Source organism: Haloarcula amylolytica (genome assembly GCF_049705545.1).
In the GTDB taxonomy this organism is placed as follows: Archaea; Halobacteriota; Halobacteria; order Halobacteriales; family Haloarculaceae; genus Haloarcula; species Haloarcula amylolytica_B.
Genome location: NZ_JBNAMU010000001.1, coordinates 669,044 through 693,709 on the forward strand (window position 1 = coordinate 669,044; position 24,666 = coordinate 693,709).

Below are 24,666 nucleotides of genomic sequence, written 5' to 3' on the forward strand. Positions count from 1 at the left end.
TGTGTTGTAATGCTATCACATGGCAACCACGTACCTCGCTAGCACGGCATTAATGGGCGTGTTAGTGATGGCGGTGGTAGCATGGATGGTCCGCGGGCGCGGCTGGTACCAGTATAGTCCGGGGGCGTCGACGAGCGGCCGGTCCCCGGCGGGCGACCGCGAGAGTCGGTTCGAGACGTACGCCGACCAGCCGATGGTCTGGGTCGCCGCGTTCGGGGTGCTGGTCGTCGGCCTCCTGATCGGCGTCGTCGCGTCCATCTCCGGCCCCGTCGAGACCCAGTCGATAGCCGGGCTGGCGGTCGCTGTCGTCGGCGGGGCGGGCCTCTGTGGCTACCTCCTGTTTGGCGTCTACCTGTCGGCGACCCGACGGGGGCACCCCCGCTCGCTGGCCGTCGCGGAGTCCGCGACCGTCGCCGGCGTGCTCTTCCTCATCGCGATTAGCTTCCAGTTGCTGGCCTGACTTTCAGGTTGCTTGGCCGGTCACAGTATCGAGTACGCCGCCGCGCCGGTCAGTGCGAGTGCAGCGACAGTCCCGCCGAGGACGAGGTACGTGACGGCGCGGGGTTCCCAGCGGAGGTGCTGGTAGTACGCGGCGACGCCGACGGCCTTGATCACCGACAGCACCATGATGAGCGCGAAGGCGGCCCAGTAGGCGCTGTCGACGAGGCCGGCGAACTCGACGACGGCCTGTGCGGTCGCGAACACGAACAACACGACGTATATCACGGTGTAGCCTTTCCAGTCCATTGTTCTAGAGGATGTAAAACAGCGGGAACAGGAACAGCCAGACGATGTCGACGAAGTGCCAGTACAGACCGAAGTACTCGATGGCCCTGTCGTCGCCCTGGTAGGCCCCGTTCCAGGCCCTGACAGTCATGTACGCACAGATGATGAGCCCGATGGTGACGTGAGCGCCGTGGAGCCCCGTCGTCAGGTAGAACGTCGACGACGCGATGTTCGTCGAGAGGCCCCAGCCGTTCGGGAACGTCTCCGTGCTGATGTGGAACAGGTGGTTCCACTCGATACCCTTGTTGATGAGGAAGCCGACCCCGAGCGCGAACGTCCCGACCAGCGCGGCGACGGTCCCGCGCTTGCTCTCGCGCTCTGCGGCGACCATCGCGAGCACGACGAGGAAACTCGACGTGAGCAACAGGTACGTGTTGATGAGGCCGGGCATCGTCACGTGTTCGGCCGGGATGAGGTCGTGGTGCCAGGCCGTCCAGCCGTACGCGACCCGGACGAAGGCGTAGGAGCCGATGAAGGCCCCGAACAGGACGATATCGCTGGCGAGGAACGTCCACATCCCGAGTTTCATCTTCTCGACGCGCTCGAAGGGCCACCGTTCGGCGATGGCCATCTCCGGCGCGTGGAACGGCTCGCGGGTCATCCCGACGAGCGATCCGAACGTTGCCACTCCGCCGACGGCCGCCATCGACAGGTAGAACACGCTCCCCGTCCGCACGCCAGAGAGCCCGAGGAACGCGATGAACCCGCCGAGGCTGACGAGGAACGGCCAGAAGCTGGCGTGGCTGGCGTGTTCCTCGCCCCCGACCTCGTGGGCCGGCTCCATCGCGGTGGTCGTCGCCGCGGCCCTCGCTGTCACCGCGCCGCCGTCCGTCGCGGTCCCGCCGTCAGTCGCCGCGTGGCCGTGGGCCGCGGCTCCGGGCGCGCGTTCGGTCCGCTCGTCGACCGTCTCCTCGTCGAGGAACTCCAGTTTCCCGGTGGCGTAGCTCGGCACCCCGGGGAAGTTCTCCAGCGGCGGCGGCGAGGAGACGGCCCACTCGGCGGAGGTGGCGTACTCCCAGGGGTTGGGGCCGACGTCCTCGCCGCGCCAGAGGCTCACGAAGAGGTTGTAGAACATGATGAGGAAGCTCGCGCCGAGGATGAATCCGCCGACGGTCGCCATCGAGTGCCAGATCTGGAGGCCGTCGGGGTAGACGAACACCCGCCGCGGCGTCTCCCAGGCGATGAACATCGGGAAGTACAGCAGGTTGAACCCGAGGAAGTAGACGCCGAACTGTATCTTCCCCAGCGTCTCGTTGTACATCTTCCCAGTTATCTTGGGATACCAGTAGTAGAGGCCGCCGAACAGCGCCGTCGCGCCCGCCACCATCACGTAGTGGAAGTGGGCGACGACCCAGTAGGTCCCGCGGAACTGGTAGTCCAGCACGATTGCGCCGAGGAAGACGCCGGTGATGCCGCCGATGATGAACAGGATGAGCGCGCCCAGCGAGAACAGGAACGGCGTCGTGAACCGGACTCGGCCCTTCGCCATCGTGTAGATGAGCGAGAACACCATCAGGTCGAAGGGTAGCGAGATGCCGATGGTCGTCGCCATGAAGATGGTCTTGATTGGGAGGTTGATGCCGGTCAGGAACATGTGGTGCATCCAGACGACGAAGCTCTGGAGCGCCACCAGCACCATCGAGATGATGAACCACTTGCGGCCGACCAGCCGCCGGCCGGTAAAGGTCTGGAAGCACTCGGCCATCACGCCGAGCGCGGGGAAGAAGACGATGTACACCTCCGGATGGCCGAAGAACCAGAACAGGTGCGCCCACAGCAGCGACGCACCCGGGTTGTCCGCGTCGGTCGCCATCGTCGTCCCGTCGATGGAGTACTGGAAGTAGGTCGTCCCGAGGATGTGGTCGGAGGCGAGTATCATCAGCGCCGCAAGCAGCGCCGCGAAGGCAAAGAGCATCATCCAGACGGTGAGGTTGATGGACAGCGAGAAGATGGGGATATCCCGCATCCGGAGGTTCTCGGCGCGCATGCGGTACATCGTCGTCAGGAAGTTCACCGACCCCAGCGTCACCGCCGCCGTGAACATGATGAGCGCAAGCACGACGGAAGTCGCGCCCAGGCCCTCGCCGGGGATGTACGCCGGCGTGTTCAGCGGGGCGTACATCGTCCAGCCGCCCGCGAAGGTGGTACCTTGGAAGAACGAGACGCCCATCAGGATGCCCGAGAACAGATACAGCCAATAGGATAGGGCGTTCAACCGCGGGAATGCGAGGTCGTCAGCGCCGATCTGCAGTGGAACGACGTAATTCGCGAAGCCGAAGGCGAACGGCGAGATGAACCAGAACACCATCAGCAGGCCGTGGGTCGACACCGCCTGGTTGTACCCCATCGACCCCAGCAGGTCAGCGCCCGAGGAGATCAGTTCGAGACGGAACAGCAGGGCGAGGACGCCGCCGAAAACCAGGAAGAACAGCGCGGTGATGAGATACAGCACGCCGATGTCCTTGTGGTTGGTCGTGAGGAACCACCGGCTGACAGACGATTTGGGCGGCAATCCGTGTTCGTGGTCGTGGCTCATGCCGGGACACCCCCGACGGTGGCGGGTGCGATCTGGTGGTCAGCGCCGCCGGTTTCGTTCCCGCCGGACTTCGTTTCGTTGGTGCCCTCGGTTTCCGCGTACCACTCCTCGTACTCGTCCTGTGGCATCACAACCACATCCGTCGTCATCAGCGAGTGGCCGCTGCCACACAGCTCGTAGCACTTGGCGGCGTAGGTCCCCGTCTCGTTGGCCGTGAACCAGGCCGACGTGTACTGGCCCGGCACGGCGTCGGTCTTGACTCGCAACTCCGGTATCCCGAAGTTGTGGAACACGTCCGTCGAGGTCACCTGTAACCTGACCACCCGGTCCTGTGGCACGTAGAGCGTGTTGGTCGTGTGCCCGTTCGGATACACGAAGTCCCAGCCGAAGCGGTACCCCTCCACGTCTATCTCGAGCGCGTCCGTCTGTGCCGGGTCGGGACCCTGTTCGATGTACAGCAGTTGCGAGTACGTCCAGGCGATCAGCGACACGACGATGATGGCGCTGATGCTGAACGAGTAAAACACCTTCCGGCCGCCCGCGCCGCCGGTCGGCATCTCCCCCATCTCGGGCCGCTCGACCTTGTCAGCGTAGGGGTCCGTGCCCCCGTCGTCTCGGTACTTGAGCGCGTGGTACATCGTGTACGCCACGACGACCACCCCGACGGCCGTTCCCAGCAGGAGGAACACCTCGAAGATCTGGTCGAACACCGCGCTCGGCGCCCGCACGTCGCCGCCGTGCAAGGGGAACCCAATCGCGGTACGTGTTATCACGACTCCCACCATTTCCTTCATGATTTTTCCCACCATGTATTAGGTATTATGGACAGACATCTGACATACTATCATCCTGGCCCTAACGTGTGCGGGAACTTTTTTATCTATTGGCATGTTACAACACACCATGGAAGACACGTCACCCGGCGTCGAGGACCCGCCCATCAACGATGACGGACTCACAGAGGTCGAGGAGTTCGATAGCCTCGCCGGGATTCTCGCCGACGGCGTCGTCGGTGCTGCCGGCGGACTGGTCGGGACAGCGATGATGTCAGTCGTCTTCCTCATCGCCCAGTCACTGGGCGCGTTCAGCCTCAACGACTTCGCCATCCTCACCGAACTCGTGGGCCTGACCGGCTACGTCCCGGAGGTATTGTTCGGCTTCTTCATTTTCCTCGGTGGCGGGATGTTCCCGTGGCCGCTGCTGTTCGCTTCGCTGAAGGCGTACCTCCCAGGCCAGTCCGACCCCGTTAGCGGCGCGTTCTTCGGGGGGGCCATGTGGACCGGGTTCGTGCTCGCCTTCTACACCGACCAGTCCGGGCTCATGCTGGTGCTGTACGCGGTGCTGACGCTCATCGCTCACGTCGTCTACGGCATCGGTCTCGGCGCAGTGTTCAACTACTTCTCGACGCGTCCGGACTCCATCGTCTGAGACGGACTGCTGTCCTTTTTCAGCGTAGAACAGGCCTTCGCCTCCGGGAGAGTGTCGTTTGAGCAGAAGTCAGCCGCCAGTCTGCCCCTGCAGCCGCTCACAACGGAAGAGATCGGCGCACGGGACGAGTGCCACTGGACGACGCAAGCGGCGCGCTGGCCGCGGGGCGAGCGGTCGCCGGCACGAGGCTGTTCCGAACTCAGGCTTCGGCTTCCGCGTCGGCGTCGCCGTCCGCCTCCGCGTCTGCCCCGTCTTCGCCTTCGAACTCTTCGAGTGTGCTACGGAGCTGTGGAATCGTCGCTGTGAGGTCACCGACCTGCTCGTGGGCGTCGTCGACGTCGTCGATGAGGTCCGCGATGGTCTCGATCTCTTCGGCGAGGTCGTCGGCGTCCTCGAAGGCGTCGGCGCGTTCGCCCATCGTGTACCACTTCTTCGCGTCGCGGAGGTGATCCTCGGCGTCGCCCACGTCGAGCGCCGTCTTGAGTGCGTTCAGAACGCCGAGCGTGTTGTCGGCTTCCACGTCCCAGACCGAATCTGCCTCGGGGAGCGCGTCGCGGGCCTTCGCGAGCGACTCCTCGACGTCCGTTCGCATCTCGTTTGCGGCCTCGCCGAACAGTTCGTCGTCGTCCAGACTTGACTGACTCATACGGCCTGGTTGGTGCGGTGAGGGATTAAAAGCCCGCCTGAAAGTGAAAGTGAAACCGCAGGACGTGGCGGGCTGGGAATTCCTGAAATCGAAAAGCCATTGTGGTTACTCGGCCCGGATGTCTGAGCGCACCTCGGGAATCGGGTCCATGTCGGCGTCGATGTCTCCCAGCACGAGCATCGCGTAATACCGCAGGAACGTCGTCAGCGGGACCTGGATCAGCGCGCTGATGACGAGCAGGACCAGCAGCCCCAGCAGACCGACAACCCCGGCCGCGACGATGCCGGCCGTATTCTGGAGGGCGAGATACAGCGCAAACGCACCGAGCCCGAACGGAATCATAACGACCAGCAGTGCGACGATGCCGAGAATCGCGCTGATGATGCCGACTCCGATCTGGAGGACGATGGAGAAAAACAGGTAGGCGAGGTACTGTTTCGGCGCACTCTTCATCGAGCCCCAGAGCCGCGACCAGCCGGAGAGGACGCCGTCGTCGTCCGCCGTCATCAGCGGGACGACGAACACCGTGGTAAAGCCGAAGACGATACCGTAGCTTATCGCGAGCACCGCGAACACGGCGATGAACAGTCCCGACAGCGCGAGAACGCTCGACGCTCCGACGTTCGCGGCCTCGCCGCCGAGCGCGAGGAAGAACACGGCTGCACCGATTACGAGCACGACGCCGAGCCAGATGACCCCGAGGGCAAGTCGGAACAGGAACAGCCGGATTCCGTTGCCGACGTGTTCGTTGAAATACCGCCGGACGTGAATCTCGCGGTCGATGAGCGCCTGGGTCAGCACGAACTCCATGAAGTTGCTCAGGATACCGTACGCGAGCGCCAACAGGATGAATAGGCCGATAACGGCGAACACGAGGAGCCCGGCCCCGGCGAGCAGTTCGTCCGGCGCGCCGGACGGGACGCCGGGCTCGGAGACTTGCAAGGCGAGGTTGCCGGGCAGGGACATCACAGTTTCAAGCGGTGCGGCCAGCTGAAAGTCGCTTCCCGGGCCGCTGGGGCCGCTCGGTCCGCCGTTCCCGCCAAAATTACCCAGCGTCTGGACGTTGTTCAGTCCGACACCACCGCCACCGATGAAGAACACGACAAACGCCATTCGGAGCCACGTCCCCTTCTCGATCGGAAACAGGAACGACTTCGTCGCGTCGATAGCATCGTCTATGTCGTCGACTGCGTGGAGGGCCATATCGGAAGTCTCACAGCCCCCTCTGGTAAAATTTTCGGGGCCGTGACAGGGATTCAGGCTGCCCTCGGGCCATTCACTCCCGCACTGCGTCGACCTGCATCAGCGGGTACCCGTCTTCCATCGCCATGCTCGTCTCGACTGTGACGCCCTCGTATTCGATACGCATTTCCACATCGATGAGCCGCCCGGTGAGTTCCGTGTAGTCCGCACCCCCCTCGGCGATAGCGTCTTCCAGCGCATCCGCTCGGACGCTGACAGTGACCGCCTCACAGAACGGCTGATTCTCGATAGCTTCCTCCATCGCCGCCGCGAGCGAGTCGGCGCTGTCCGGGCTGATCGGTGTCCCCGCGAACTGGTGATACAGCGACCCGAACTTGACGCCCGCTTCGAAACACGCCTCCTGTGGGGTTGTGGGTTCCATACGATCGGTCCGGTTGGGCGACACAAAAGCGAACCGCAAGCTACCTATTGCGGGCGACGTATCGTCTCATACGAATGGACGACCCGGTTCTGCTCACCGGCGCTGGCGGCGCTGTCGGGGCGGCCATCCTCGAGGGACTCGAGGACGCCTACGAGTGGAAACTCATGTTCCACAGCCCACCCGCCGAGGAGCCCGACCACGAGTACCTCGTCGGGGACGTGTCCAGTGAGGGCGACGTGGCCGCGGCGATGGACGGCGTCGGCGCCGTCATCCACCTGGCCGGCGATCCCCGGCCGGAAGCCCCCTGGGACTCCGTCCTCGAAAACAACATCGACGGCACCCAGAAGATGTACGAGGCCGCTGTCGACGAGGGCGTCGAGAAGTTCGTCTTCGCGTCCTCGAACCACGCCGTCGGCTCCTTCGAAACGGACGAGCGCACGCCCGAGATGTATCGCCCGGACGACCAGTACCGCCTCGACGGGACAGAACTCCCTCGTCCCGGCAATCTCTACGGTGTCTCGAAAGCCACCGGCGAGGTGCTGGGCCGCTACTACCACGACCAGTACGGGCTCTCCGTCTGCAACATCCGCATCGGCAACCTCACGCGCGGCCACCCGCCGATCGACTACGAGCGCGGGCAGGCGATGTGGCTTTCTTACCGGGACTGTGCCCACATCCACGACTGCGCGCTCCAGGCCGACTACGAGTACGAAATCGTCTACGGGATCTCCGACAACGACCGAAAGTACTACTCCATCGAGCGCGCCAAGGAGGTGCTGGGCTACGACCCGCAGGACAACTCCGCGCACTTCGACGGCGAGGAGCGCGTCGCCGAACCGGAGCCATAAGCGCCGGTACCGGCGCGTTTGACGGGGTCCTCACTTGCGCCGATGCAGTAATCTCGAGTGACGAGCGTGTTCGGCTTATCCGGCCGTTCTGTCGATCACCGTTGGCCTATCGTCAGTCAGAGTTCTATTCGTCGGACGAAACGATACCAGTCGCCTCGTCTGTCACTTTCTCCGAGATGGGGCCGATGCTTGCTCGCTTCTCGCCAATCGTGGCTCCGACGAGTGCGCCGAGCGCGGCACCGCTACTCGCAGCACTTTTACCGAACAGTCCACCGATTCCAGCACCGACGGCAGCGAAGATGGCTGCGTTCTTGGCACGACTCCACGCACGGATGAGGCGGGACTTCATGTGCCCCTCTACTCCAAGTATTGACATAAGTGCGTGGGTTGGCACACGAAACCAGCGAAAACGCCGTAGTCGGGTCGCGCTCGATGACGACATACAGCCCCGGCCCGAGCACGTGGGGGTCACCCCCGGTCGAACGTCAGGCTCACGTCCTCGGCACAGCCCCCTGATCCTGTCGAGAACAGCACTTTCCCGGGTGGCCTCTCCCTCCGCATCCACGGACTGTGACGTTCAATCGAGTCGCTCATTCGGTTACGTGTCAGTGGGCCGGCGCAGGCATAGTCGGTGCGAATATCCGGAAAATATTGCGGTTCGATTAACTCGGTAACTGTCCAACAGAGCCGGGCTAGTCGAACAACCCCCGCACGTCGTCGTCTCTCTGCTGTTCCAGTTCCACATGGTCCCGGAGCCGCTGGTAGACGACGGGCCGCTGGTCGCGCTCGCGCACGAACGAGAACAGCATCCCGACGAACTGTGAGCCGCCGTCACCGTCGAGTTCACTCCGCGCGCGGTCAACAGCGTCGTCGATGACTTCCTCATCGTACCGGCCAGCCTCCGCCAGTACCCTGGCAGCGATGGCGGTGGCGTCGAAATCCAGCGCGTCGTAGTCAATGGCTTCGCCGTCGTGCGTCAACGCTGGCGGGTCCGCCGCTGCATGGTGTGGGTCCGCCGCCGTCGCTGCGAGGAACGACCGGACCCTGTCTAGCGCCACACCGTGATACGGGTCGGGCAGGCCGTCGAGGTACTCCGCCGCGCTCTCGGCCAATCCCTGCGCGCCCGACCAGTTCTCTTCGCTGGCGTGGTGGACGACCGCCGTGAACTGGATGAGGCCGTGCAGGAACCGTTCGTCGTCGCCCTCGTCGAGGTCCAGCCAGTACTCCTCCCACGCGTCGTGTGCGGCGTGGTAGCGACCTTCGTTGTACACTGCGATGCCGGCACGGAGGTGGTCGCGCACACTGTTGGTTGGATTCCGGGTCGGAAAACCACATCGGCGTTCCGGTCGGGTGGGAGAGTTGTGGCTTCGCGTTTTGATGTCGGTAGAAACGGCTCGCAACACTGGCCGCTCGCTACGCTCGTAGCGTTGTGCCGTAGAGAAATCGCTACTCCTCGACAGCCCTCTTCGCGGTAGCGAGCCCACGCCCCACGGTGCTCGTGGATCGGTGTCGAGAGAATGACGTCCGGACGGAGTTCCACGCTCGCAGTGCTCGCGTGGAGCACGTCCGGTCATGTATGGAGTTACGCCGACGCAGTCGCCTCGCTGTCGCTCGGCGGTTTGCGTCGGCAGAAACGTCCGGACGGAGATTTGAACTCCGGTCCCTGGCTCCGCAAGCCAAGAGGATAGTCCACTACCCTATCCGGACTCATCTCCAGAGAGGGTGGTGCACCTAAAAAGGGTGACGGTTCGCGTACCGTCACGCGGTGGGTCGACATACCTCGCTGGAGAGAGCACTTGACACACCGGACACGTCGTCGGGCTGACTGTGCACGACAGCGATGACCCGACGGATGTGGCGACGGCGACGCGCTGCCAGGTTGCTGGGCGGCTATCGAGCGATGGTGAAACCCGGGTGACGCGGTGGGGCGGCAGTCGGCGTCGGCAGTGCTGTGGACGAGGATTTATAACCCATCCCGAGACCACCTTCGAGTCATGGACGGGACACACCCGAAATCGACCGACTGCGCCCGCTCGCTCGCCCAACGACAACGCTTAAGCGCGCGCCAGCCCAGCGTCCCATAGATAGATGGGTGCGGTTTAGTAGTTTTCATGTCTATCAATTCTACAGACGACACTGTCCACCATGATATGGTTCGGTTAATCGAAGGAACAAATCTCAGTGAAAACTATGCATGTTTATTGAGGTCGTGGGAGCATATTAGAATAATGAGAAAGAATATTACACCAGCAGTTGCTGTCCGAAACGACTTACCATCTGCCAACGAAGATGTGGCGAAACTTCGTCTTGAGCTGTCTCAATACGCTCTTGGAGCGTTAGAAGCAGCAGGGTTAGTGAGAATTGATAGGGAAGAACGGACTGTCAAGAAGGGACCAAACTTCAACGACAAGAATTAGTCTCCACTGGCTGACTCTTGGAGACATTCATCGTGAAATGACGGAGGTAGTGGCAAGATCGAGTGTGCATTTCCGCCAATAATCATATGGAATGTGATACAAACAGTTAATTGCATATTCGGATACACGTAATTTGGAGAAATGGTGGCAAATGTGGTGTCACACTCACGTCTAAACCTTTGTGTCTGTGAGCACGACACCACTGTTCATTTGTTTTTCCACCGTCGACGGGGTGGCCGTGGCACTTCTGATGCGTATCCATAACGGCGTCAATGTGGATACAGTGACGTGGTGCGACGGAGAAGTGAGTGGTCGGGTGACGGTCGGCATTGAGAAGTCAGACGACATACAGCAACGACAGCGTCGTCTGACTGCACTGCTTTGCCCGCCACCACGACCACCCAGCAAACGCTGTTAGGATTGCTGTGTGAGTAGGGTGGGCACAACAGATCGTTGCCAACACGAACGATGGACACACAGAGTTGTCCATGCAATCTGTCGAAAGTGACTGTCGTCACCAGCTTGTGACAGTTCCCACAACTAAGGATGTACCACGCATACGCGATGAAATAACTTCAGAATACCTCTACTACAATCTCTATCGGTGAAATGAATATAGTGGAATAGCAGAGGGTGACGTGAGCAAGGCCCGTTCAAACATACAATATTAGTGCCACCAAACCACCGCACGGGAGGGCTAAACTCACCCTCTACTTGCTCCAAACGGTTTGAGCAGGAAGTGACTACGGTCGTGTTTGTTCGCCGTGAAGTGTAGGGTTTGAGTGTGTTTCCATCCACACAGTGAACTGAGCAAATTCAGAACAGGAGGGTTATTGCAATCAAATACAGTATACCGATGACGATAGCGAGAGCAACCAGCCCTTGGATGACTGCAACGACTGCTTCTGAGGTAGACATCTCTTCATCAATCTTCGTGTCGTTGTCTTGGACATCAACCGTTTCTGAGTCTAACGTTACTTCGTCGGTTTTGTTTGTACTTGGCTGGTGATTTGCCGAATTGTCGGTTGGGACACTTTGGGTAAACTCTCTCACAAGGTCGTAGGCATCTTCACCCTCAATTATTTTCAGTAGCGTGCTTCCATCAACCAACTTGACATTGAGTTCTTCTGCCCGTTGTTCTGCTGGTGAAGTGAATTTGCTCGTTGTTACGACGATCACGGTATCTGCATTGGGTACTTGATGCTTGAGAGATGAATATTGTTGAATATCGGATGAACCTACCTTGTTGTCCGATGCATTTCTTTTCGCTTGGATGATCTGGGTCTGATTGAACGGGCTTGATTTTTCAATGATGACATCAATGCCAGCGTCTTTCGATGCTGATGTTACCTCGGTTGTCCAACCACGACGTTCCCAAAGTGCAGCGACAAACTTCTCAAACTGATATGGATCGATTGAAGCAAGAGATTCTTTAACCCCCTCGGTTGGATCAGCAGACATTAGCTACGAATCTTCCGTATCAATACCTTCAGACCTTTGTAGCCCCGCTTAAGTGATTCACCGATAATCTGCAATCCTTCTGCTACTGCTTCGTCAAGCTCTTCATCTTCAACCATCGGTTCTGTACCTTCAAACCACATTGGAGCATCCATATTGGTCGATGTTTGTAGTGTATCGACACCTGCCATTGTGTCCAATTCAGCATTGAACGCACTGACTGAATTGTACTGATTCAATGTGCTGCTAACGTATGAGTCGGAGCAGTCACATATCCTTGCGATTTCTTTTTGAGATGCTTGTGGATTGTTTCGTGCAGTCCGCAAAATTTTCTGCTGCAGTTCGGATAAATCAGACATACTTGGTAACTACTTTTCAACCGAAATAAAACTAATTGACTGCTGGTTGGCGTATAGTTATTTTCAATATAATATCACTAATAATCATCGTATCGCCGTCTTGCGATTGTTTCTTTTCCTTCCTTTTCTCCCTCCTATTTTCTCCTTCATCCCCTTCTATTTCCCCTTCCTTTTCTCAAGAATGACTTTCAACTCTTAACCATCCCCTTTGTATTTCCCCTTCCTTCCTCTTTGGGACCACCCACAAATCCTTCCAATTCTTCATATATATGAAACCAAGTTTGCAAACAAAGTATTGTGTTCAACGTTGATTCCACCTCCCCTCCTGTTCACTTGAGTGTTCAAGAGAAATAGTGATTCCAAATGGGGTCAATACACCCACTCTGATAAAACGGCGTCAGTGGGCGCTCAACGAGTTTGAAGGGTAACACAACCCCCAGACTCGAAATGTATAAGCAGTACCCACACGACGTTGTCAGCAGGCTCAGAACGTACGTGAGTATATAAATTCTTTGTGAACACCGAAGTGGGACTAATTTCGTGGAATCACCACAATGGTTACACGTCCTTTCCTACTGACATCAACCACGTATGAAACCTCAGGCTCAATATGATCTGTTTCCAAGAATATTGACCCCAAAAAGTATCTGTTCAAACCGTGTACTTCCAAACAATGACCACTGGTGATGCTAAGTCAGTAGGTGATAACAATCGGCTTGCCACCGCAATCGGGCTATATGCATTGGAGGAAATGACTTTGGGACAAGCAGCCGAGCATGCAGACATATCGAAGCAGAAAATGAAGGATATTCTTGATGAAGCGGGGGTGAAACTGAGAATCGGACCAAAAAGCAAGTCTGAGGCTATTAGCGAAATAGAAGCACTGGAGAATTGGAAAAATAGATGCGACTTCTGATTGATTCCACTGTGCTTTCGAATTTTGCTTACACAGACTCTATTGATGTACTGGTTGATACGATTGGTGACCCATTGTTAGAAGATCTGGAAACAGGTGCGATAACCACGGGAGAAGTGGAGTCAGAGTTGGAAGATGGATATGAGGAAGGATATGATTTCTTAGATAATGCCCTGAAACATCTGGTTCCGAATGATGATGTGCCACCATCTGAAGACCATCCAATTCATGTTGATTATACTTTCACAAAGTTACCCCATACGCTATCGCATGAGGTATTCGAACAACTGGATTCGGGGGAGGCAACTCTTCTTTACACGAGTATCCAATACGGTGAAGATTTATACGAGTCTTCTTTAATCGAAAATAATGCACCAGTTCCAGTTGCTACTGATGACCAAGACGCCTGTGAATTAGCAGAAGAATATGATATACCCACGCTTGGTTCACTTAGTCTCTTAGCGGAGTCCGTGAAATCAGGACAAATTTCAACCGATACAGCCGATGATTGGCTTGAATCTTGGATTGAGGGCAACGGATATTGGTCACCGATAGATTCCATAGACGAGGTACTGTAATGCCATTTTGTCAGGTTAGATGTAATTGAATAAGGATCAGTGCATTTTCGAGAGAAGAATATAGTACAGATTGGTGGCCTTGTCAGAAGCCGACAGTGGCTCCACAATCGGTTTGAGCAAGTAGATGAACAATACCACTCGAAGATTGTTCGGACCACTCTCGTATCGAATTAGGCCCCTCTATGTTCAATATTTAATCAAATCTCTGTGAAAATTGCGGAGATTAGTCAATCAATGGTACTCCCAGAGTGAGGGTTTAAATATGTGATGCAACTTTTGTACACTGCCGTTGGTCGAAGTGTACGTTAACGACCCGACACGGGTCGATTCCTTATGACCAAAGGACACAACACATTGACCGATGGCACACTGACGGACAAGGAACTTCAGCACATCATTGATCAAGATTATCCTTGCTCATGGATTGCTGAAATAGTCCTTGAACGTCGTGAAAGTGGGTCTTCATCCACGGACTCGGTTAATCAACCTGTGTCCGCGGATTGACGACGATGCCCCTTTCTACAACTCATCAAGAAGTTCGTGCATCAGCTCAGGGTTTTCACTGATTTCTGCCTTCAAATGCTCAATTGCTTCTTGAGCAACCTCATCATCTTTTGCTCTTGCTTCACCTTTTGATTCGTGTAGGTCTTGCTCCATCTGTTCCTTCGCACTCTGTGCATCAGGTGTGAACACCAACCCACAACGAGAACAGGCCTTTGCCCCATCAGGTAGTGGTTCATCACACGTAGGACAGAAGTCGGGTGACAGTGGACTCTCCTCATCTGGTTCACGGATACCCGTTGCTTCTTGTGCAGCACGAACGTGGTCGTCATCCTTCAAATGAGAATACACTTCTTCCATCACACGGGACTCAAGACGATGCCCGATAAGTCCCTTAATCGTGGAATCATCCATACCATAGTCTCGTTTTGCAATTGTGACAAACGAGTGACGGAAGTTATGGGGATTTGATGGTTTGTCGACTCCTGCATCATCTACAATCCTATCGAGCAACCGTCGTATTGACTTCTGTGTCAACGGCTCACTGCCATCAGCATCAGCACGATAGTCAGTACGTTGTGTAATTAGGTATGCGTCAGGTTCGGGATTGGGATGATAGTCCAACCACTCACGGACACTTGCTTCTGCTCCGAGCAACGGTCGTTTTCCATCAGCTCCTTTCAGTCCACCAGCATCGTTGTTCAAAAAGAAGGTTCCATCATCAACATCAACGTCTTTGACACGGAGTGTCTGCACTGCACGTAGTCGTTGCCCAGTGTACACAAGGAGGTCGAAGAGACATTTGTCTCTCGGATGGTTAATGCAGTTTCTCATTGCATCAATCTCATCACTATCGTAAACGTCTCGCTCGTCAACGTTGTCTTTCTCGGGTGCTATCACTGACAATTGTTCTGGGTCAACTCCCAAATTATCGTGAAACTCGTAGAATCGACGTACTGTGGACTGTCTTGCTGTGACAGTATTTGGTGATAGTCCACTGTCCTTCACATCAGGATGTTGCCCACTTAGAATATCGTCCCACAACTGGTTGATGTCATCTTCTGTGGCTTTTATCAAATCTACCTCAAGCCGTTCTGCTACCAATCGTAGTCGGTTGCACCACGCCTTGAGAGTGGTACCTTCATTGTGTGATTCTCCTTCAGGAGGTGGGGTAGATGGCCGATCCTCATCATATGCGTTGACTATTTCTGCGATGACGCCAAACTCATCTTCACTAATGCGTCCCTCATCACGAGCAGTTTTGAGACTCTCCCTGGCCTGTCGCAACAGGTTTTGTGGAGAGTCACGGTCGGGTAGGTCAGACATTGCTTGTAGGAATCGGTCGTTTGTTGAATTGACCGACATGGAGTTATAACAATGGGTGCGATAGAGGACATTTACGAGGACTTAGAGACGGACGTCCCCGAGGAGGAGTTCCGCGAGGCCGTCGAGGAGAAGGTCGAGCAGATGGGCGGGCTCGCCGACGAGGAGACGGCCGCGATGCTGTTGGCCCACGAACTCAACGAGAACGAGGTCAACGCCATCGCCGATATCGAACCCGGGATGGACGAGGTGAAGTTCCTCGCCAAAGTGATCGCCATCGGCGACCTGAAGACCTTCGAACGCGACGACGAGGACGAGGACGGACGGGTCATCAACGTCGAGGCAGCCGACGAGAGCGGCAGCCTCAGGCTCGCCTTCTGGGACGGTCAGGCCGTCGACATCGACGAGGGGCAACTGGAGGTCGGCGACGTGCTCCGGGTCAAGGGCCGGCCGAAGGACGGCTACAACGGCCTGGAGGTGTCCGTCGACAAGGCGGAACCGGACGACGACGCCACGATCGACGTGGAGCCGGGCGCTGGTTCGTCCATCGACGCGCTGACGATGGGTCAGTCCGACGTGACGTTGCGCGGGCTCGTGCTCGACACCGACACGATCCGGACGTTCGACCGGGACGACGGCAGCGAGGGCCGCGTCTCGAACCTCACGCTCGGTGACGAGACGGGACGTATCCGGGTGACGCTGTGGGACGACCGGGCCGACCGCGCCGAGGAACTCGACGCGGGCGCGGCCGTCGAGATCATCGACGGCTACGTCCGAGAGCGGGACGGCTCGCTGGAACTCCACGTCGGCGACCAGGGGGCCGTCGACGAGGTGGAGGACGACGTGGCGTTCGAGCCCGACGCCGATCCCATCGCAGACGTCGAACTCGACGAGACGGTCGACATCGCCGGCGTCGTGCGCTCGGCCGACCCGAAGCGGACGTTCGACCGCGACGACGGCAGCGAGGGACAGGTCCGGAACGTCCGCATCCAGGACGCGACGGGCGACATCCGCGTGGCGCTGTGGGGCGACAAGGCGGACAAGGACATCGCGCCGGGTGACGAGGTGCTCGCGGCAGACGTCGAAATTCAGGACGGCTGGCAGGACGACAAGGAGGCCTCGGCGAGCTGGAACTCCACGATTGTCGTGCTCGACGACGGTGCGGACCTGGCGACTGGTGGCGCAGGCGGGGGAGCCAGCGCCGAAGCGACCGACGCCGAACACGCTGGCCTGTCCTCCTTCGGTGACAGTGGAGACGACACTGACGCTGACAGCAGCGGTGACGGGGCGGCCGCTGTCAGCGCCGGCACCGGCGATACCACTCCGGACGGCGGTGCACAGAGCGCCGGCCAGCAGGTGGAGTTCACCGGCACTGTCGTCCAGACCGGCGACCCCGTGGTGCTGGACGACGGCGAGCAGACGATGAGCGTCGAGACCGGCGAGCGCGTGCAGTTAGGGCAGGAGATAACGGTCCGCGGCGAACTCCGCGACGACCGACTCCACGCTGAGGACGTGTTCTGAGTCGCCGAGCGACGCTACGGAAACTCTTAAGACCGCAACACTCCCGGGTTTGGGTATGAGTGTCGAGCTACCGTTCGCACCGGTGGACGCTGTCATTCGGCGGAACGCGGACGGACTCCGGGTGAGTGCCGACGCTGCGGAGGAACTGGCTCGTCGAATACAGGACCACGGAGCCTCGCTTGCCGTCACGGCAGCCACGGAGGCAACCACGGACGGGCGGAAGACGCTGATGCCGGCCGATTTCGGCATCGAGCAGGTCCCGGAGAAGGACGGCCTCGAACTCCCCGTCGCACCGGTCGACCGAATCGCACGGCTCGACATCGACGACGACTACCGCGTCGCAATGGACGCCCGCGTCGCCCTCGCGTCTATCCTCGAAACGTACGCCGACGACACGGCCGCCGCGGCCGCCACGTTGGCGCGTCACGCTGACCGCCGGACCATCAAGGCAGCTGACGTCGAAACGTACTTCGAACTCGAACAGTACTACTGAATGAACTTCGGCTACCGCGAGGTCTGTCTGGACCACGACACCGGGCCGCGACATCCGGAGAGTCCCGACAGACTTCGAGCGATACGGCGCGCACTCAAGGAGAACCACGGTGTGGAGTACGTCGCCGCCAACGACGCCGATGTCGACCTCGTGCGCGAGGTCCACGACACCGACTACATCGCGGAGTTCCGCGAATTCTGCGATGACGGCGGCGGGAACTGGGACGCCGACACCGTCGCGGTCGAGGAGACGTGGGACGCCGCGCTGGCCTCGGCCGGCCTCGCTGTCTGGGCGGCCGAAGCCGCGCTTGACGGCAATGCCGGCCGAGATACGCCCTTCTCTCTCGGCCGGCCGCCCGGCCATCACGCCGTGGGCGACGACGCCATGGGCTTCTGTTTCATCAACAACGCGGCCGTCGCCGCACAGGCAGCCCTCGAAGCCGACGCCGAGCGCGTCGCCATCTTCGACTGGGACGTCCACCACGGGAACGGTACGCAGGACATCTTCTACGACCGTTCGGACGTGTTCTACACCTCGATTCACGAGGACGGGCTCTACCCCGGGACGGGCGATATCGCAGAGACTGGCAAAGACGACGCCGACGGCACGAACCTCAACGTCAAGTACAAGCCCGGTGCCGATACCGCCGACTATCTCGCCGCAATCGACGAGTGCATCGCGCCGGCGATCCGGGACTACGACCCCGATCTGCTGCTCATCAGCGCCGGCTTCGATGCGCACGAACACGACCCCATCTCGCGGATGCGTGTCTCCACGGAAGGGTACGGCGCGATGACTGACCGGATGCGCTCGCTCACAGACACCTGCGACGCCGCGCTGGGATTCGTACTCGAAGGCGGCTACGGACTGGACACGCTCGCGGATTCGATCACGACCGTCCACGAAGTGTTCGACGGGTACCAGCCGATGGAGCCGGACGACGACGTCAGCGACGACGCCCGCGATGTTCTCGACGACCTCGCTGATCAGGGCTTCGGATCGAAGTAGTCCGCCAGCTCGACGCCGAAGCTGTCAGCAAGCGCTGCAATCTCTGTACCGACCAGCACCTCGTAGCCGCTCTCCAGTGCCGACTCGATCCGCGGCCCCAGTCCAACGTCGAAGACGGCGTCGGCTGAAAGGAACTCCACGGCTGTGGTGAACGTCCGTGGTCGCTCGACGACGTACCGGTCGCCGTCGATGAAGGGACCGGCCACCTCGGGGTCGTCGTCGTACTTCTCGAAGAACCCGCTCGCGTGCTCGCGGACGTGGACCGGCGGCCCATCGTGGCGCTCGACGGCCGGCTGCTCGGCGACAGCGAACTCAAGCAGTAAGACGGCGTCCCGCTGTGACGGTGGGTTGCCGTCGCCGGTGGTCGTTGCGCCTTCGCAGGCTCGGCCCTTGTCGTCCGTGTTGCCGTCCTCAACGAACGCGGCCGACCGCAGGACCTCGAACCCCCGTCGGTCGAGTTCGCTGCAGAGCCCATCGAGGGATTTCCGGAGCTGGGGCCAGAGCTGGTCGTCGACCACGTCCGGGGCGACGAAGCGGAGCGCCATCGGCGTCGTTTCCCGCTGTGACACCGCAGCTTCGACGTCTGGTGCTGCGAACGGCTCAGGGTCGTCCTCGGTGAACAGCGAGGCCCGTGGTTCGGCGAGCAGGTCCCGGGCGTAGTGCTGGAGTGTGGCGACGTTCGTGGCGGACAGCACCGCCGCGACGTTGCGCTCGGGGTCCGTCGGGTCGATGACGACCAGCGGGTCGTCGAACGTCTCGCTCCCGTGGTCCTCGGGGTCCAGCCGCACCGGCGGGTGCCAGTCCGCGACCGCCTCGACGAACGCCCGGAAGCCGCCGTACTCGAGTACTAGCAGCTCCGTCAGATACCCCGAGAATCCGCGTGTTCGGAGGTCACTCCCGTAGACACCGATCCCTTTCAGGAACTGCTTTGCTACCCGCACCTCGCCGGCGCTGTCGTCGTCCAGCCGCTCCTGCAGGTATCTGGTGTGAAACGGCGTCCGGTCCACTGCCGACTGGATTTCTGTGGCGTCCTCGACCGCGTAACAGGGGACCAGATCAACGGCGTACCCCTCGCGCTCGCCGACGACGTAGGGGTGTTCGGCGTACTCCTCGCGTCCATCGGGCAGGACTTCGTGCCCGACCGTCAGCCCGTATTCCTCCAGCGCTTCGCGGTCGAGCGACGGCGGAAAACAGACGAACACGTCCACGTCCCGGTCGCCGGCGGTCCAGGTCCCCCGCGCCGTCGAGCCGACCTGCACCACTTCCGCATCGACCGGTAGGTCCGCGATGGCTGCTTCGGCGTCGGCCATCACCGCGTCGGCGACCCGCTGTAACTGCGCTCGTTCGTCGTCGGTTGGCGAGGCCCGTGCTCGCATCTCCTCGACGACGGCGTCGAACTCATCGCTCATACCGCCGCTTACGCACAAGTGCGTGAAAGCGTGTCGATGCCGACTGGAAACGAAAGCCCTAATTACCAACTCTGGCAATCAATAGATGCGTTCGCGCCGCCGTAGCTCAGTTGGTAGAGCACCTGGTTGTTACCCAGGTTGTCCCAGGTTCGAGCCCTGGCGGTGGCGTCGTTCTTTCACTCGGAAGCCGACGAGCGTTGCGTGCCAGTCGCTGTAACGTCGGCTTCCCGAGTCGCTGAACATATGATTACACAAGCGACGCCTGGGACCTTCTGTCCTGTCTCGCTCGCATCCCCGAACCCCCACCACTCCAACCCGACAGGCTAAAGATGCGGACTCATCAACACCAATCTGAGGGCCCTTAGCTTAGTCTGGTTAAAGCGATCGGCTCATAACCGATTGAGCGCTGGTTCAAATCCGGCAGGGCCCATCCAGTTTCTGCCCGAACCGTATCCGGAACGAATCGGCAGCGATAGGTGTGCGAGCCGGTGGAGAACGACAGAATAGGGGTCCGGAGCAACCCCCGCTAAATTCTGAGTTCAACAAGTCACTTGTTGGGGGTCGCCGCCGTCTGGCGGTTTTGCGATCCGGAGGTGCGGGCGATGAGTAAGGCGTCAGCGCCCACTACACTGCCCGAGAAGGGCGTGCGGAACCGTTCGCAGTACGCGGACACACTACACCGCCTCGATCCGGACGCTGATGAGCCAACACCCGCCTGTCCCGAAGCCGATTACCGAAGTGACGCGGACTTCACGGAGGTTCCCATCGCCGCGTATCGACCCCACTACAAACTCTGTGGGAACCCGGAATGTTTCGGAGGTGACTGGCGGTGAGCCCCCAGTCCTCTCTTTTCGACTACGAACCAGACCTGTCGCGGCTCACTGACGCCGAACGAGAAGTGTACGAGGCTGTGGGCATGGGCCAGTATGGGCCGCGCGAGTACGCCCGCCAGACTGGCCGCTCGCCCGGGACTGTCGGAAATCTACTCCGTCGAGCCCGCGAGAAAGTGGAGGTGACTTCAGCATGAAGGGGTTCGTTCGTGCCTCCCGGCTCTACGATGTAGAAGCGGGTGAACCCCTTCAGTTCGACTGGACAAACTTCCAACCTCTCGTAAAGAGTCAGGCCGAAGTCGAGCAGGCCGTCGCGGAGATCGAGGGCGGGAGGTAGGGATGTCGCGGCACCTCAAGTGCGCCCCTCATGAGGGCGACGTGCGCTTTACGATTGGTGTGCATCCCGATCCTGGCGTCCCAGACTACGGGCTGAAACCCTACTACGCGATGGACTCACTCATCAAGGAGTGGGGTGACCGCTGGGAGACCGAAGGCAAACCCACGCAGGATATCGAACTCGCAGGCGAGACATGGGCCACCTGTTTCGACTACTCCGAGAGCGGTCTGGATGCCTGGGACAATCCGGAGTTCCAGATCCAGAACGTCCGCGAGTTCCAGTTCTACTTTGTCTCGAAGGACTCGCCCACCTACGAGGGGAAGCGGGCAGATCGGGACAAGCGCGTGAAAGGCGGGACGATTACCGTCCGCCCACGGTGGCCGAATCTCACAGCTGATGGGGAACCTGTCTCTGTGCCCCAGTACGGCGAGCCCTACATCGACGTGCAGGTACAGGCGTCTAACATCCCTCACGAGCGGTATCTGTCGCTCGTGAAGCGCGTGATGGATGCCTACGGGATTGCCGCGCGGTACTTCGACCAGCCACACCCGGACAGTCACATCAACGATCTGGCCTACTACGTCCGGTTACACCGCGAAGACAGCGGGCCGCTGTACGCGCCGGATGGACCGATAGCGCGCTGTCACACACTCATTCAGGGCGACCGTTCGGGGTATCGCAAGCACGTCGAAGACAACACGAAACTGCCCGGCTACTACGTCACGGCCACGGTCGAAGACGAGAAAGCCGACCAGCTGGTCCGTGGGCATGGGCTGGGGAAGGAACTCAAGCACTACTACCCTCGCGTTCGGGAACGTCGTCGCCGACCGGGTCGCGCGCTGGGACCTCCCCGGCGTCGCTGTCGCCGACTGCAGTCACACGCCGATCGCAGCCTACCAGTCTATCACTGCCGGCGAGTACGAGCAGGTCGTCGTCGTGGGGACTCGCAAGCGCGGCGACGGCCTCAACACCGGCACAGCGTCCGACCAGCCCGGCGAGATACACGTGTATCCGCCCGGCGAGGTCGCTGTCCCCGACGGCGACCTGGTCGAGCGTATCGCGGAGTGTGCGATGGGTAGCAACACTGTCCAGAACGTCGTCATCACCACGCGCGCACTCGATGGGTTCCCGACGGATAGCCTCGTCATCGACGTCGAGCCGAAGTACGACTCTTGGGGGTTCGAGGTGTCGGAGTTCAGCCCCCCGGTGGCGGACGCGCTTGCGGACACGCTCGATCTGCTGCTGGACAATTTCGAGTCTGTCCTCGCGTAGGGTGTACCCGGTGTCCGCTGGCTAGCGATCTGTGAGCTGCCAGCCTGCATCCGCGGCCGCGTCCGCGACGTCGAGATACTCCCAGCCTAGCGACTGGGTGAGACGCTTTGCCTCCTCCGAGACACCGACGAACACGTGCCGGTCTGTGGGGAACCGCTGGCGTGCCACCGCCAGACTGCCGGCCAACCCGCCTTCACCGGACGTGAAATCGACGGTGATGTGGTTGTCGGCCACGTACGCCGAGATGGTCTCTGGTGGGCCGTCAGTGACGATTCCGATGTGTTCGCTCCACCCCCGAGCGTCATCGAGTGCGGCTGACGGGTGTTCCAACCAACGAATGGCAGCGAGCTGGAACAGGAGTGTCATATCCTCTGGCGTCGGGTTTGGCACCTTCCCGCGTGGAGTTGGAACGCGATTCGTTATCAATTCTCGCGATTACAGAGTGTGCGCTATTCCGCACGGGATGGACTTGGCCGGGACACGTCTGGTTCGCTATACCGGGCCCGACCACCGGAGACGACGAGTCGGTGAATCGGCCATCGGGGCCGAGACGAGCGTCTGTGGGACGCCCGGGAGAATAAAAATACCACGGCGGCCGACATCAGGGGGCGGCAGTGGCCCCATCTTCGGTATCGCGAGCGAGTGGGGTGGCGAGGAGCTCGTCGTGGGGGAATACCGGCTTCTTTGCCCGTTCGACTGCCTCGAATCGGATGGCGCCCAGTGCTTCGAGTGTCGTCAGATCTTACTGGACGTACTTTTTATACTGCCTGCTCACTCTGTCCAGCTACCTGACAGCCCAGCGTTTCCTGGATATTCTCCAGCAGGGCCCATAGTGGGTCATCCATAGATTTCGGGACTGTGAGATAGCACAGTTCGACGATTCAGACGCTCTACCGGACATTTTTATCTAGCGACTCTGGCCGCAGTCGGAGAGTCCGCTTGGCGACAACAGAAGTGACTCCCCTCGACAGTTGAGAAACAGTTAACGAGGAGCACAGACAAGCCGAGTGCGTGACTGAAACATCGCGTATCCCTCTGTCGAACTCATCCTCGGTCTCGACGAACAAATCGTGGCAGAAGGTGATGCCACGGAACCGGGAGTTCGGTCGGAGGACGCGATTGGGTCCGCGCTGCAGTACGTTTCGGAGGGGTTCTTCGGGGAAGTGCCCGAGACGATTCACGAGAAAGCGGTCCATCTGATGCGACTGCTCGTTGCGGAGCATTCGTTTGTCGACGGGAACAAGCGAACGGCACTCCGGACAGTGGTCGTCTTCTACATGCTGAACGGCTACACATTCGAGTACGGTGACGAAATCCGCGCCCTCTTGCATCGGTTCGCAACTGACGAAGCCGCAGTCGACACAAACACTGCAGTCATCTACTTCCGCGCCTGTGCCGGTCGCAACTGATAAACGGACACACTGAGTATAACTGAGCAATGGCGTCCAGTACCGATTCCTCGACGGGGGTCGACGACGAGGTCCGCCAGTTGTACGAGCGGTATCAGGCTGCCGAGAGTGACGAGGAACGCCGCGAAATCGCCCTCGAAATGGGCAAACTCGACGGACGCCGCCATGCGGATATTTACGACGCCCTCGAAGACGAGTGAGGTGGATTGGTGTGGATGGCCGTGGTGAATCACTATATGATGCTTGATTCCACAGTGTCAGCGACTACTTGATGTTGCAAACCGCACACAAGACTGGCATTGCTAAACACTCGTCTTAGCGGGGCTATTCGCTGTATAAAGCTAGTTTGCAGTCCCGTACCATCTGGATATTCTCCGGCAGGGCCCATTGCTGCCACGTAGAGGATCCACCTGTGAGATAGCTATCTGCCGTGCTTGACAGACCTCCGTTCTTCGAGACTCCGCACGCTCACACCGCCGCTCACTCGTCCACGACGACGACCTTGACCTGCTGGACGCCGCCAATCGCCCGGAGCCGGTTGGCTAGCTCGGTGATTTTATCGCCCGCGCCCTCGACGACCAGGGTCTCCATGCAGGTGTCGTGGGAGAGATGAATATGCTGGACGGACGTGATGATGTCGGCCATCTCGTGTTGGACCGTCTGAAGCTCGTCAGCGATGCCCGAGACGTGGTGGTCGTGGACGATGACGATGGTCCCGTGATGGTGTTTTTCATCACCGGACTCCCACTCGTAGGTCGCAAAGAAGTCACGTAGCGAGTCCCGTATCGCCTCCGACCGGCTCGCGTATTCCCACTCGTCGACGATGCCGTCGAGCCGGTCGACCATCGACGACGGGAGTGTCAGGCTGATCCGGTCGAGATCCTCACTCATGTGTGTCGATAGGTGCGGGCTGGCATATGGATACCTGGGCTTCGGTAATACTCACCCGCCGGCGGTAATACTGCTT

30 protein-coding genes and 3 tRNA genes are annotated in these 24,666 nt (G+C 59.6%); 17 read left to right on the forward strand and 16 right to left on the reverse strand.

The window, feature by feature from the left end; translation table 11 throughout:
* The first annotated feature begins 19 nt into the window (after positions 1 to 19).
* Positions 20 to 460: a hypothetical protein gene (locus tag ACOZ4H_RS03545; protein ID WP_424327995.1), complete on the forward strand. Its 441-nt coding sequence runs from the start codon at positions 20 to 22 to the stop codon at positions 458 to 460.
* Between the two features lie 20 nt (positions 461 to 480).
* Here ACOZ4H_RS03545 and ACOZ4H_RS03550 read toward each other — a convergent pair whose 3' ends face one another.
* From ACOZ4H_RS03550 to coxB, 3 genes are read right to left on the reverse strand one after another with little or no spacing between them, the layout of a single operon-like run.
* A complete protein-coding gene (locus tag ACOZ4H_RS03550) occupies positions 481 to 747 on the reverse strand; it encodes a cytochrome C oxidase subunit IV family protein (protein ID WP_014041416.1) in 267 nt (88 codons plus the stop codon).
* Between the two features lie 4 nt (positions 748 to 751).
* Positions 752 to 3,322 carry a cbb3-type cytochrome c oxidase subunit I gene (locus ACOZ4H_RS03555; protein ID WP_424327996.1) on the reverse strand — a complete coding sequence of 857 codons (2,571 nt, stop codon included), beginning with the start codon at positions 3,320 to 3,322 and terminating at the stop codon, positions 752 to 754.
* Entirely contained in the window at positions 3,319 to 4,107 is a 789-nt protein-coding gene (gene coxB / locus ACOZ4H_RS03560) for a cytochrome c oxidase subunit II (RefSeq protein ID WP_424327997.1), read from the reverse strand. Before coxB ends, ACOZ4H_RS03555 begins: the two co-directional genes overlap by 4 nt.
* A gap of 118 nt (positions 4,108 to 4,225) precedes the next feature.
* Here coxB and ACOZ4H_RS03565 point away from each other — a divergent pair, with 118 nt between their 5' ends.
* On the forward strand, positions 4,226 to 4,750 hold the full coding sequence (locus tag ACOZ4H_RS03565; RefSeq protein WP_424327998.1) for a DUF6789 family protein: 525 nt from the start codon (positions 4,226 to 4,228) through the stop codon (positions 4,748 to 4,750).
* Between the two features lie 199 nt (positions 4,751 to 4,949).
* On the opposite strand, the gene ACOZ4H_RS03570 is transcribed toward ACOZ4H_RS03565, so the two are convergent.
* From ACOZ4H_RS03570 to ACOZ4H_RS03580, 3 genes are all read right to left on the reverse strand, one after another.
* Positions 4,950 to 5,396 (reverse strand): DUF5790 family protein, encoded by a 447-nt coding sequence (locus ACOZ4H_RS03570; protein WP_424327999.1) that lies wholly within the window; start codon positions 5,394 to 5,396, stop codon positions 4,950 to 4,952.
* A 105-nt stretch (positions 5,397 to 5,501) separates the two neighbouring features.
* Entirely contained in the window at positions 5,502 to 6,599 is a 1,098-nt protein-coding gene (locus ACOZ4H_RS03575; protein WP_424328000.1) for a DUF7544 domain-containing protein, read from the reverse strand.
* Between the two features lie 73 nt (positions 6,600 to 6,672).
* Positions 6,673 to 7,020, reverse strand: coding sequence for a dihydroneopterin aldolase family protein (locus ACOZ4H_RS03580; protein ID WP_424328001.1), 348 nt, complete (start codon positions 7,018 to 7,020; stop codon positions 6,673 to 6,675).
* A 74-nt stretch (positions 7,021 to 7,094) separates the two neighbouring features.
* Between ACOZ4H_RS03580 and azf the strand changes: the two genes are divergently transcribed.
* On the forward strand, positions 7,095 to 7,868 hold the full coding sequence (gene azf, locus ACOZ4H_RS03585) for an NAD-dependent glucose-6-phosphate dehydrogenase Azf (protein WP_424328002.1): 774 nt from the start codon (positions 7,095 to 7,097) through the stop codon (positions 7,866 to 7,868).
* Positions 7,869 to 7,992: 124 nt separating this feature from the next.
* On the opposite strand, the gene ACOZ4H_RS03590 is transcribed toward azf, so the two are convergent.
* From ACOZ4H_RS03590 to ACOZ4H_RS03600, 3 genes are all read right to left on the reverse strand, one after another.
* On the reverse strand, positions 7,993 to 8,217 hold the full coding sequence (locus ACOZ4H_RS03590) for a hypothetical protein (protein ID WP_424328003.1): 225 nt from the start codon (positions 8,215 to 8,217) through the stop codon (positions 7,993 to 7,995).
* Between the two features lie 343 nt (positions 8,218 to 8,560).
* Positions 8,561 to 9,169, reverse strand: a complete 609-nt coding sequence (locus ACOZ4H_RS03595; protein WP_424328004.1) for a DUF309 domain-containing protein — start codon at positions 9,167 to 9,169, stop codon at positions 8,561 to 8,563.
* 333 nt (positions 9,170 to 9,502) lie between these two features.
* A tRNA-Arg gene (locus ACOZ4H_RS03600) sits at positions 9,503 to 9,575 on the reverse strand.
* Positions 9,576 to 10,096: 521 nt separating this feature from the next.
* Between ACOZ4H_RS03600 and ACOZ4H_RS03605 the strand changes: the two genes are divergently transcribed.
* Positions 10,097 to 10,285 (forward strand): hypothetical protein, encoded by a 189-nt coding sequence (locus ACOZ4H_RS03605; RefSeq protein ID WP_424328005.1) that lies wholly within the window; start codon positions 10,097 to 10,099, stop codon positions 10,283 to 10,285.
* Between the two features lie 816 nt (positions 10,286 to 11,101).
* On the opposite strand, the gene ACOZ4H_RS03610 is transcribed toward ACOZ4H_RS03605, so the two are convergent.
* The gene (locus ACOZ4H_RS03610; protein ID WP_424328006.1) at positions 11,102 to 11,746 is read right to left on the reverse strand and encodes a restriction endonuclease; all 645 of its coding nucleotides are present in this window, start codon (positions 11,744 to 11,746) and stop codon (positions 11,102 to 11,104) included.
* Positions 11,746 to 12,102, reverse strand: a complete 357-nt coding sequence (locus ACOZ4H_RS03615; protein ID WP_424328007.1) for a hypothetical protein — start codon at positions 12,100 to 12,102, stop codon at positions 11,746 to 11,748. Before ACOZ4H_RS03615 ends, ACOZ4H_RS03610 begins: the two co-directional genes overlap by 1 nt.
* A gap of 673 nt (positions 12,103 to 12,775) precedes the next feature.
* Between ACOZ4H_RS03615 and ACOZ4H_RS03620 the strand changes: the two genes are divergently transcribed.
* Positions 12,776 to 13,018, forward strand: a complete 243-nt coding sequence (locus ACOZ4H_RS03620; protein ID WP_424328008.1) for a UPF0175 family protein — start codon at positions 12,776 to 12,778, stop codon at positions 13,016 to 13,018.
* Entirely contained in the window at positions 13,006 to 13,596 is a 591-nt protein-coding gene (locus tag ACOZ4H_RS03625) for a hypothetical protein (RefSeq protein WP_424328009.1), read from the forward strand. The genes ACOZ4H_RS03620 and ACOZ4H_RS03625 overlap by 13 nt, the downstream gene beginning before the upstream one ends.
* 519 nt (positions 13,597 to 14,115) lie before the next feature.
* On the opposite strand, the gene ACOZ4H_RS03630 is transcribed toward ACOZ4H_RS03625, so the two are convergent.
* Positions 14,116 to 15,423, reverse strand: coding sequence for a tyrosine-type recombinase/integrase (locus ACOZ4H_RS03630; RefSeq protein ID WP_424328010.1), 1,308 nt, complete (start codon positions 15,421 to 15,423; stop codon positions 14,116 to 14,118).
* A gap of 51 nt (positions 15,424 to 15,474) precedes the next feature.
* Between ACOZ4H_RS03630 and ACOZ4H_RS03635 the strand changes: the two genes are divergently transcribed.
* From ACOZ4H_RS03635 to ACOZ4H_RS03645, 3 genes are read left to right on the forward strand one after another with little or no spacing between them, the layout of a single operon-like run.
* A complete protein-coding gene (locus ACOZ4H_RS03635; RefSeq protein ID WP_424328011.1) occupies positions 15,475 to 16,941 on the forward strand; it encodes a single-stranded DNA binding protein in 1,467 nt (488 codons plus the stop codon).
* A gap of 55 nt (positions 16,942 to 16,996) precedes the next feature.
* Positions 16,997 to 17,434, forward strand: a complete 438-nt coding sequence (locus ACOZ4H_RS03640) for a histone (RefSeq protein WP_424328012.1) — start codon at positions 16,997 to 16,999, stop codon at positions 17,432 to 17,434.
* Positions 17,435 to 18,442: a histone deacetylase family protein gene (locus ACOZ4H_RS03645; RefSeq protein ID WP_424328013.1), complete on the forward strand. Its 1,008-nt coding sequence runs from the start codon at positions 17,435 to 17,437 to the stop codon at positions 18,440 to 18,442.
* Here ACOZ4H_RS03645 and cca read toward each other — a convergent pair.
* Positions 18,421 to 19,851 carry a CCA tRNA nucleotidyltransferase gene (gene cca / locus ACOZ4H_RS03650; protein ID WP_424328014.1) on the reverse strand — a complete coding sequence of 477 codons (1,431 nt, stop codon included), beginning with the start codon at positions 19,849 to 19,851 and terminating at the stop codon, positions 18,421 to 18,423. The genes ACOZ4H_RS03645 and cca overlap by 22 nt on opposite strands.
* 95 nt (positions 19,852 to 19,946) lie before the next feature.
* Between cca and ACOZ4H_RS03655 the strand changes: the two genes are divergently transcribed.
* The 5 genes from ACOZ4H_RS03655 (at position 19,947) to ACOZ4H_RS03675 (ending at position 21,018) form a co-directional block, all read left to right on the forward strand.
* Positions 19,947 to 20,019, forward strand: a tRNA-Asn gene (locus tag ACOZ4H_RS03655).
* A 187-nt stretch (positions 20,020 to 20,206) separates the two neighbouring features.
* Positions 20,207 to 20,281 (forward strand) — tRNA-Ile (locus ACOZ4H_RS03660).
* Between the two features lie 172 nt (positions 20,282 to 20,453).
* Positions 20,454 to 20,684, forward strand: a complete 231-nt coding sequence (locus ACOZ4H_RS03665; protein ID WP_080505485.1) for a hypothetical protein — start codon at positions 20,454 to 20,456, stop codon at positions 20,682 to 20,684.
* Complete coding sequence (locus ACOZ4H_RS03670) at positions 20,681 to 20,878, forward strand: RNA polymerase sigma factor (protein ID WP_424328015.1); 198 nt, start codon at positions 20,681 to 20,683, stop codon at positions 20,876 to 20,878. The genes ACOZ4H_RS03665 and ACOZ4H_RS03670 overlap by 4 nt, the downstream gene beginning before the upstream one ends.
* Positions 20,875 to 21,018, forward strand: a complete 144-nt coding sequence (locus ACOZ4H_RS03675) for a hypothetical protein (RefSeq protein WP_424328016.1) — start codon at positions 20,875 to 20,877, stop codon at positions 21,016 to 21,018. Before ACOZ4H_RS03670 ends, ACOZ4H_RS03675 begins: the two co-directional genes overlap by 4 nt.
* Before the next feature lie 587 nt (positions 21,019 to 21,605).
* Here the strand turns inward: ACOZ4H_RS03675 and ACOZ4H_RS03680 are convergent.
* On the reverse strand, positions 21,606 to 21,788 hold the full coding sequence (locus ACOZ4H_RS03680) for a hypothetical protein (RefSeq protein ID WP_424328017.1): 183 nt from the start codon (positions 21,786 to 21,788) through the stop codon (positions 21,606 to 21,608).
* Here ACOZ4H_RS03680 and ACOZ4H_RS03685 point away from each other — a divergent pair.
* The gene (locus ACOZ4H_RS03685) at positions 21,787 to 22,290 is read left to right on the forward strand and encodes a hypothetical protein (protein ID WP_424328018.1); all 504 of its coding nucleotides are present in this window, start codon (positions 21,787 to 21,789) and stop codon (positions 22,288 to 22,290) included. The two genes, ACOZ4H_RS03680 and ACOZ4H_RS03685, sit on opposite strands and share 2 nt — an antisense overlap.
* A 21-nt stretch (positions 22,291 to 22,311) precedes the next feature.
* Here the strand turns inward: ACOZ4H_RS03685 and ACOZ4H_RS03690 are convergent, their stop codons facing one another.
* Complete coding sequence (locus tag ACOZ4H_RS03690) at positions 22,312 to 22,656, reverse strand: DUF7124 domain-containing protein (protein WP_424328019.1); 345 nt, start codon at positions 22,654 to 22,656, stop codon at positions 22,312 to 22,314.
* Positions 22,657 to 23,360: 704 nt separating this feature from the next.
* Here ACOZ4H_RS03690 and ACOZ4H_RS03695 point away from each other — a divergent pair.
* Complete coding sequence (locus ACOZ4H_RS03695; RefSeq protein WP_424328020.1) at positions 23,361 to 23,699, forward strand: type II toxin-antitoxin system death-on-curing family toxin; 339 nt, start codon at positions 23,361 to 23,363, stop codon at positions 23,697 to 23,699.
* A 29-nt stretch (positions 23,700 to 23,728) separates the two neighbouring features.
* A complete protein-coding gene (locus ACOZ4H_RS03700; RefSeq protein ID WP_424328021.1) occupies positions 23,729 to 23,899 on the forward strand; it encodes a hypothetical protein in 171 nt (56 codons plus the stop codon).
* A 280-nt stretch (positions 23,900 to 24,179) separates the two neighbouring features.
* On the opposite strand, the gene nikR is transcribed toward ACOZ4H_RS03700, so the two are convergent.
* A complete protein-coding gene (gene nikR / locus ACOZ4H_RS03705; protein ID WP_424328022.1) occupies positions 24,180 to 24,590 on the reverse strand; it encodes a nickel-responsive transcriptional regulator NikR in 411 nt (136 codons plus the stop codon).
* Positions 24,591 to 24,666 lie beyond the last annotated feature (76 nt).

Coding starts and splice junctions, on each gene's coding strand:
- ACOZ4H_RS03675 (WP_424328016.1), top strand. CDS start 20,875: ATGAAGGGGTTCGTTCGTGCCTCCCGGCTCTACGATGTAGAAGCGGGT.
- ACOZ4H_RS03565 (WP_424327998.1), top strand. CDS start 4,226: ATGGAAGACACGTCACCCGGCGTCGAGGACCCGCCCATCAACGATGAC.
- ACOZ4H_RS03630 (WP_424328010.1), bottom strand. CDS start 15,423: ATGTCTGACCTACCCGACCGTGACTCTCCACAAAACCTGTTGCGACAG.
- ACOZ4H_RS03605 (WP_424328005.1), top strand. CDS start 10,097: ATGAGAAAGAATATTACACCAGCAGTTGCTGTCCGAAACGACTTACCA.
- cca (WP_424328014.1), bottom strand. CDS start 19,851: ATGAGCGATGAGTTCGACGCCGTCGTCGAGGAGATGCGAGCACGGGCC.
- ACOZ4H_RS03570 (WP_424327999.1), bottom strand. CDS start 5,396: ATGAGTCAGTCAAGTCTGGACGACGACGAACTGTTCGGCGAGGCCGCA.
- ACOZ4H_RS03575 (WP_424328000.1), bottom strand. CDS start 6,599: ATGGCCCTCCACGCAGTCGACGACATAGACGATGCTATCGACGCGACG.
- ACOZ4H_RS03700 (WP_424328021.1), top strand. CDS start 23,729: ATGGCGTCCAGTACCGATTCCTCGACGGGGGTCGACGACGAGGTCCGC.
- ACOZ4H_RS03635 (WP_424328011.1), top strand. CDS start 15,475: ATGGGTGCGATAGAGGACATTTACGAGGACTTAGAGACGGACGTCCCC.
- ACOZ4H_RS03580 (WP_424328001.1), bottom strand. CDS start 7,020: ATGGAACCCACAACCCCACAGGAGGCGTGTTTCGAAGCGGGCGTCAAG.
- ACOZ4H_RS03665 (WP_080505485.1), top strand. CDS start 20,454: ATGAGTAAGGCGTCAGCGCCCACTACACTGCCCGAGAAGGGCGTGCGG.
- ACOZ4H_RS03620 (WP_424328008.1), top strand. CDS start 12,776: ATGACCACTGGTGATGCTAAGTCAGTAGGTGATAACAATCGGCTTGCC.
- ACOZ4H_RS03645 (WP_424328013.1), top strand. CDS start 17,435: ATGAACTTCGGCTACCGCGAGGTCTGTCTGGACCACGACACCGGGCCG.
- ACOZ4H_RS03545 (WP_424327995.1), top strand. CDS start 20: ATGGCAACCACGTACCTCGCTAGCACGGCATTAATGGGCGTGTTAGTG.
- ACOZ4H_RS03610 (WP_424328006.1), bottom strand. CDS start 11,746: ATGTCTGCTGATCCAACCGAGGGGGTTAAAGAATCTCTTGCTTCAATC.
- ACOZ4H_RS03590 (WP_424328003.1), bottom strand. CDS start 8,217: ATGAAGTCCCGCCTCATCCGTGCGTGGAGTCGTGCCAAGAACGCAGCC.
- ACOZ4H_RS03690 (WP_424328019.1), bottom strand. CDS start 22,656: ATGACACTCCTGTTCCAGCTCGCTGCCATTCGTTGGTTGGAACACCCG.
- nikR (WP_424328022.1), bottom strand. CDS start 24,590: ATGAGTGAGGATCTCGACCGGATCAGCCTGACACTCCCGTCGTCGATG.
- ACOZ4H_RS03680 (WP_424328017.1), bottom strand. CDS start 21,788: ATGCCCACGGACCAGCTGGTCGGCTTTCTCGTCTTCGACCGTGGCCGT.
- ACOZ4H_RS03685 (WP_424328018.1), top strand. CDS start 21,787: ATGGGCTGGGGAAGGAACTCAAGCACTACTACCCTCGCGTTCGGGAAC.
- ACOZ4H_RS03640 (WP_424328012.1), top strand. CDS start 16,997: ATGAGTGTCGAGCTACCGTTCGCACCGGTGGACGCTGTCATTCGGCGG.
- azf (WP_424328002.1), top strand. CDS start 7,095: ATGGACGACCCGGTTCTGCTCACCGGCGCTGGCGGCGCTGTCGGGGCG.
- ACOZ4H_RS03615 (WP_424328007.1), bottom strand. CDS start 12,102: ATGTCTGATTTATCCGAACTGCAGCAGAAAATTTTGCGGACTGCACGA.
- ACOZ4H_RS03555 (WP_424327996.1), bottom strand. CDS start 3,322: ATGAGCCACGACCACGAACACGGATTGCCGCCCAAATCGTCTGTCAGC.
- ACOZ4H_RS03625 (WP_424328009.1), top strand. CDS start 13,006: ATGCGACTTCTGATTGATTCCACTGTGCTTTCGAATTTTGCTTACACA.
- coxB (WP_424327997.1), bottom strand. CDS start 4,107: ATGGTGGGAGTCGTGATAACACGTACCGCGATTGGGTTCCCCTTGCAC.
- ACOZ4H_RS03550 (WP_014041416.1), bottom strand. CDS start 747: ATGGACTGGAAAGGCTACACCGTGATATACGTCGTGTTGTTCGTGTTC.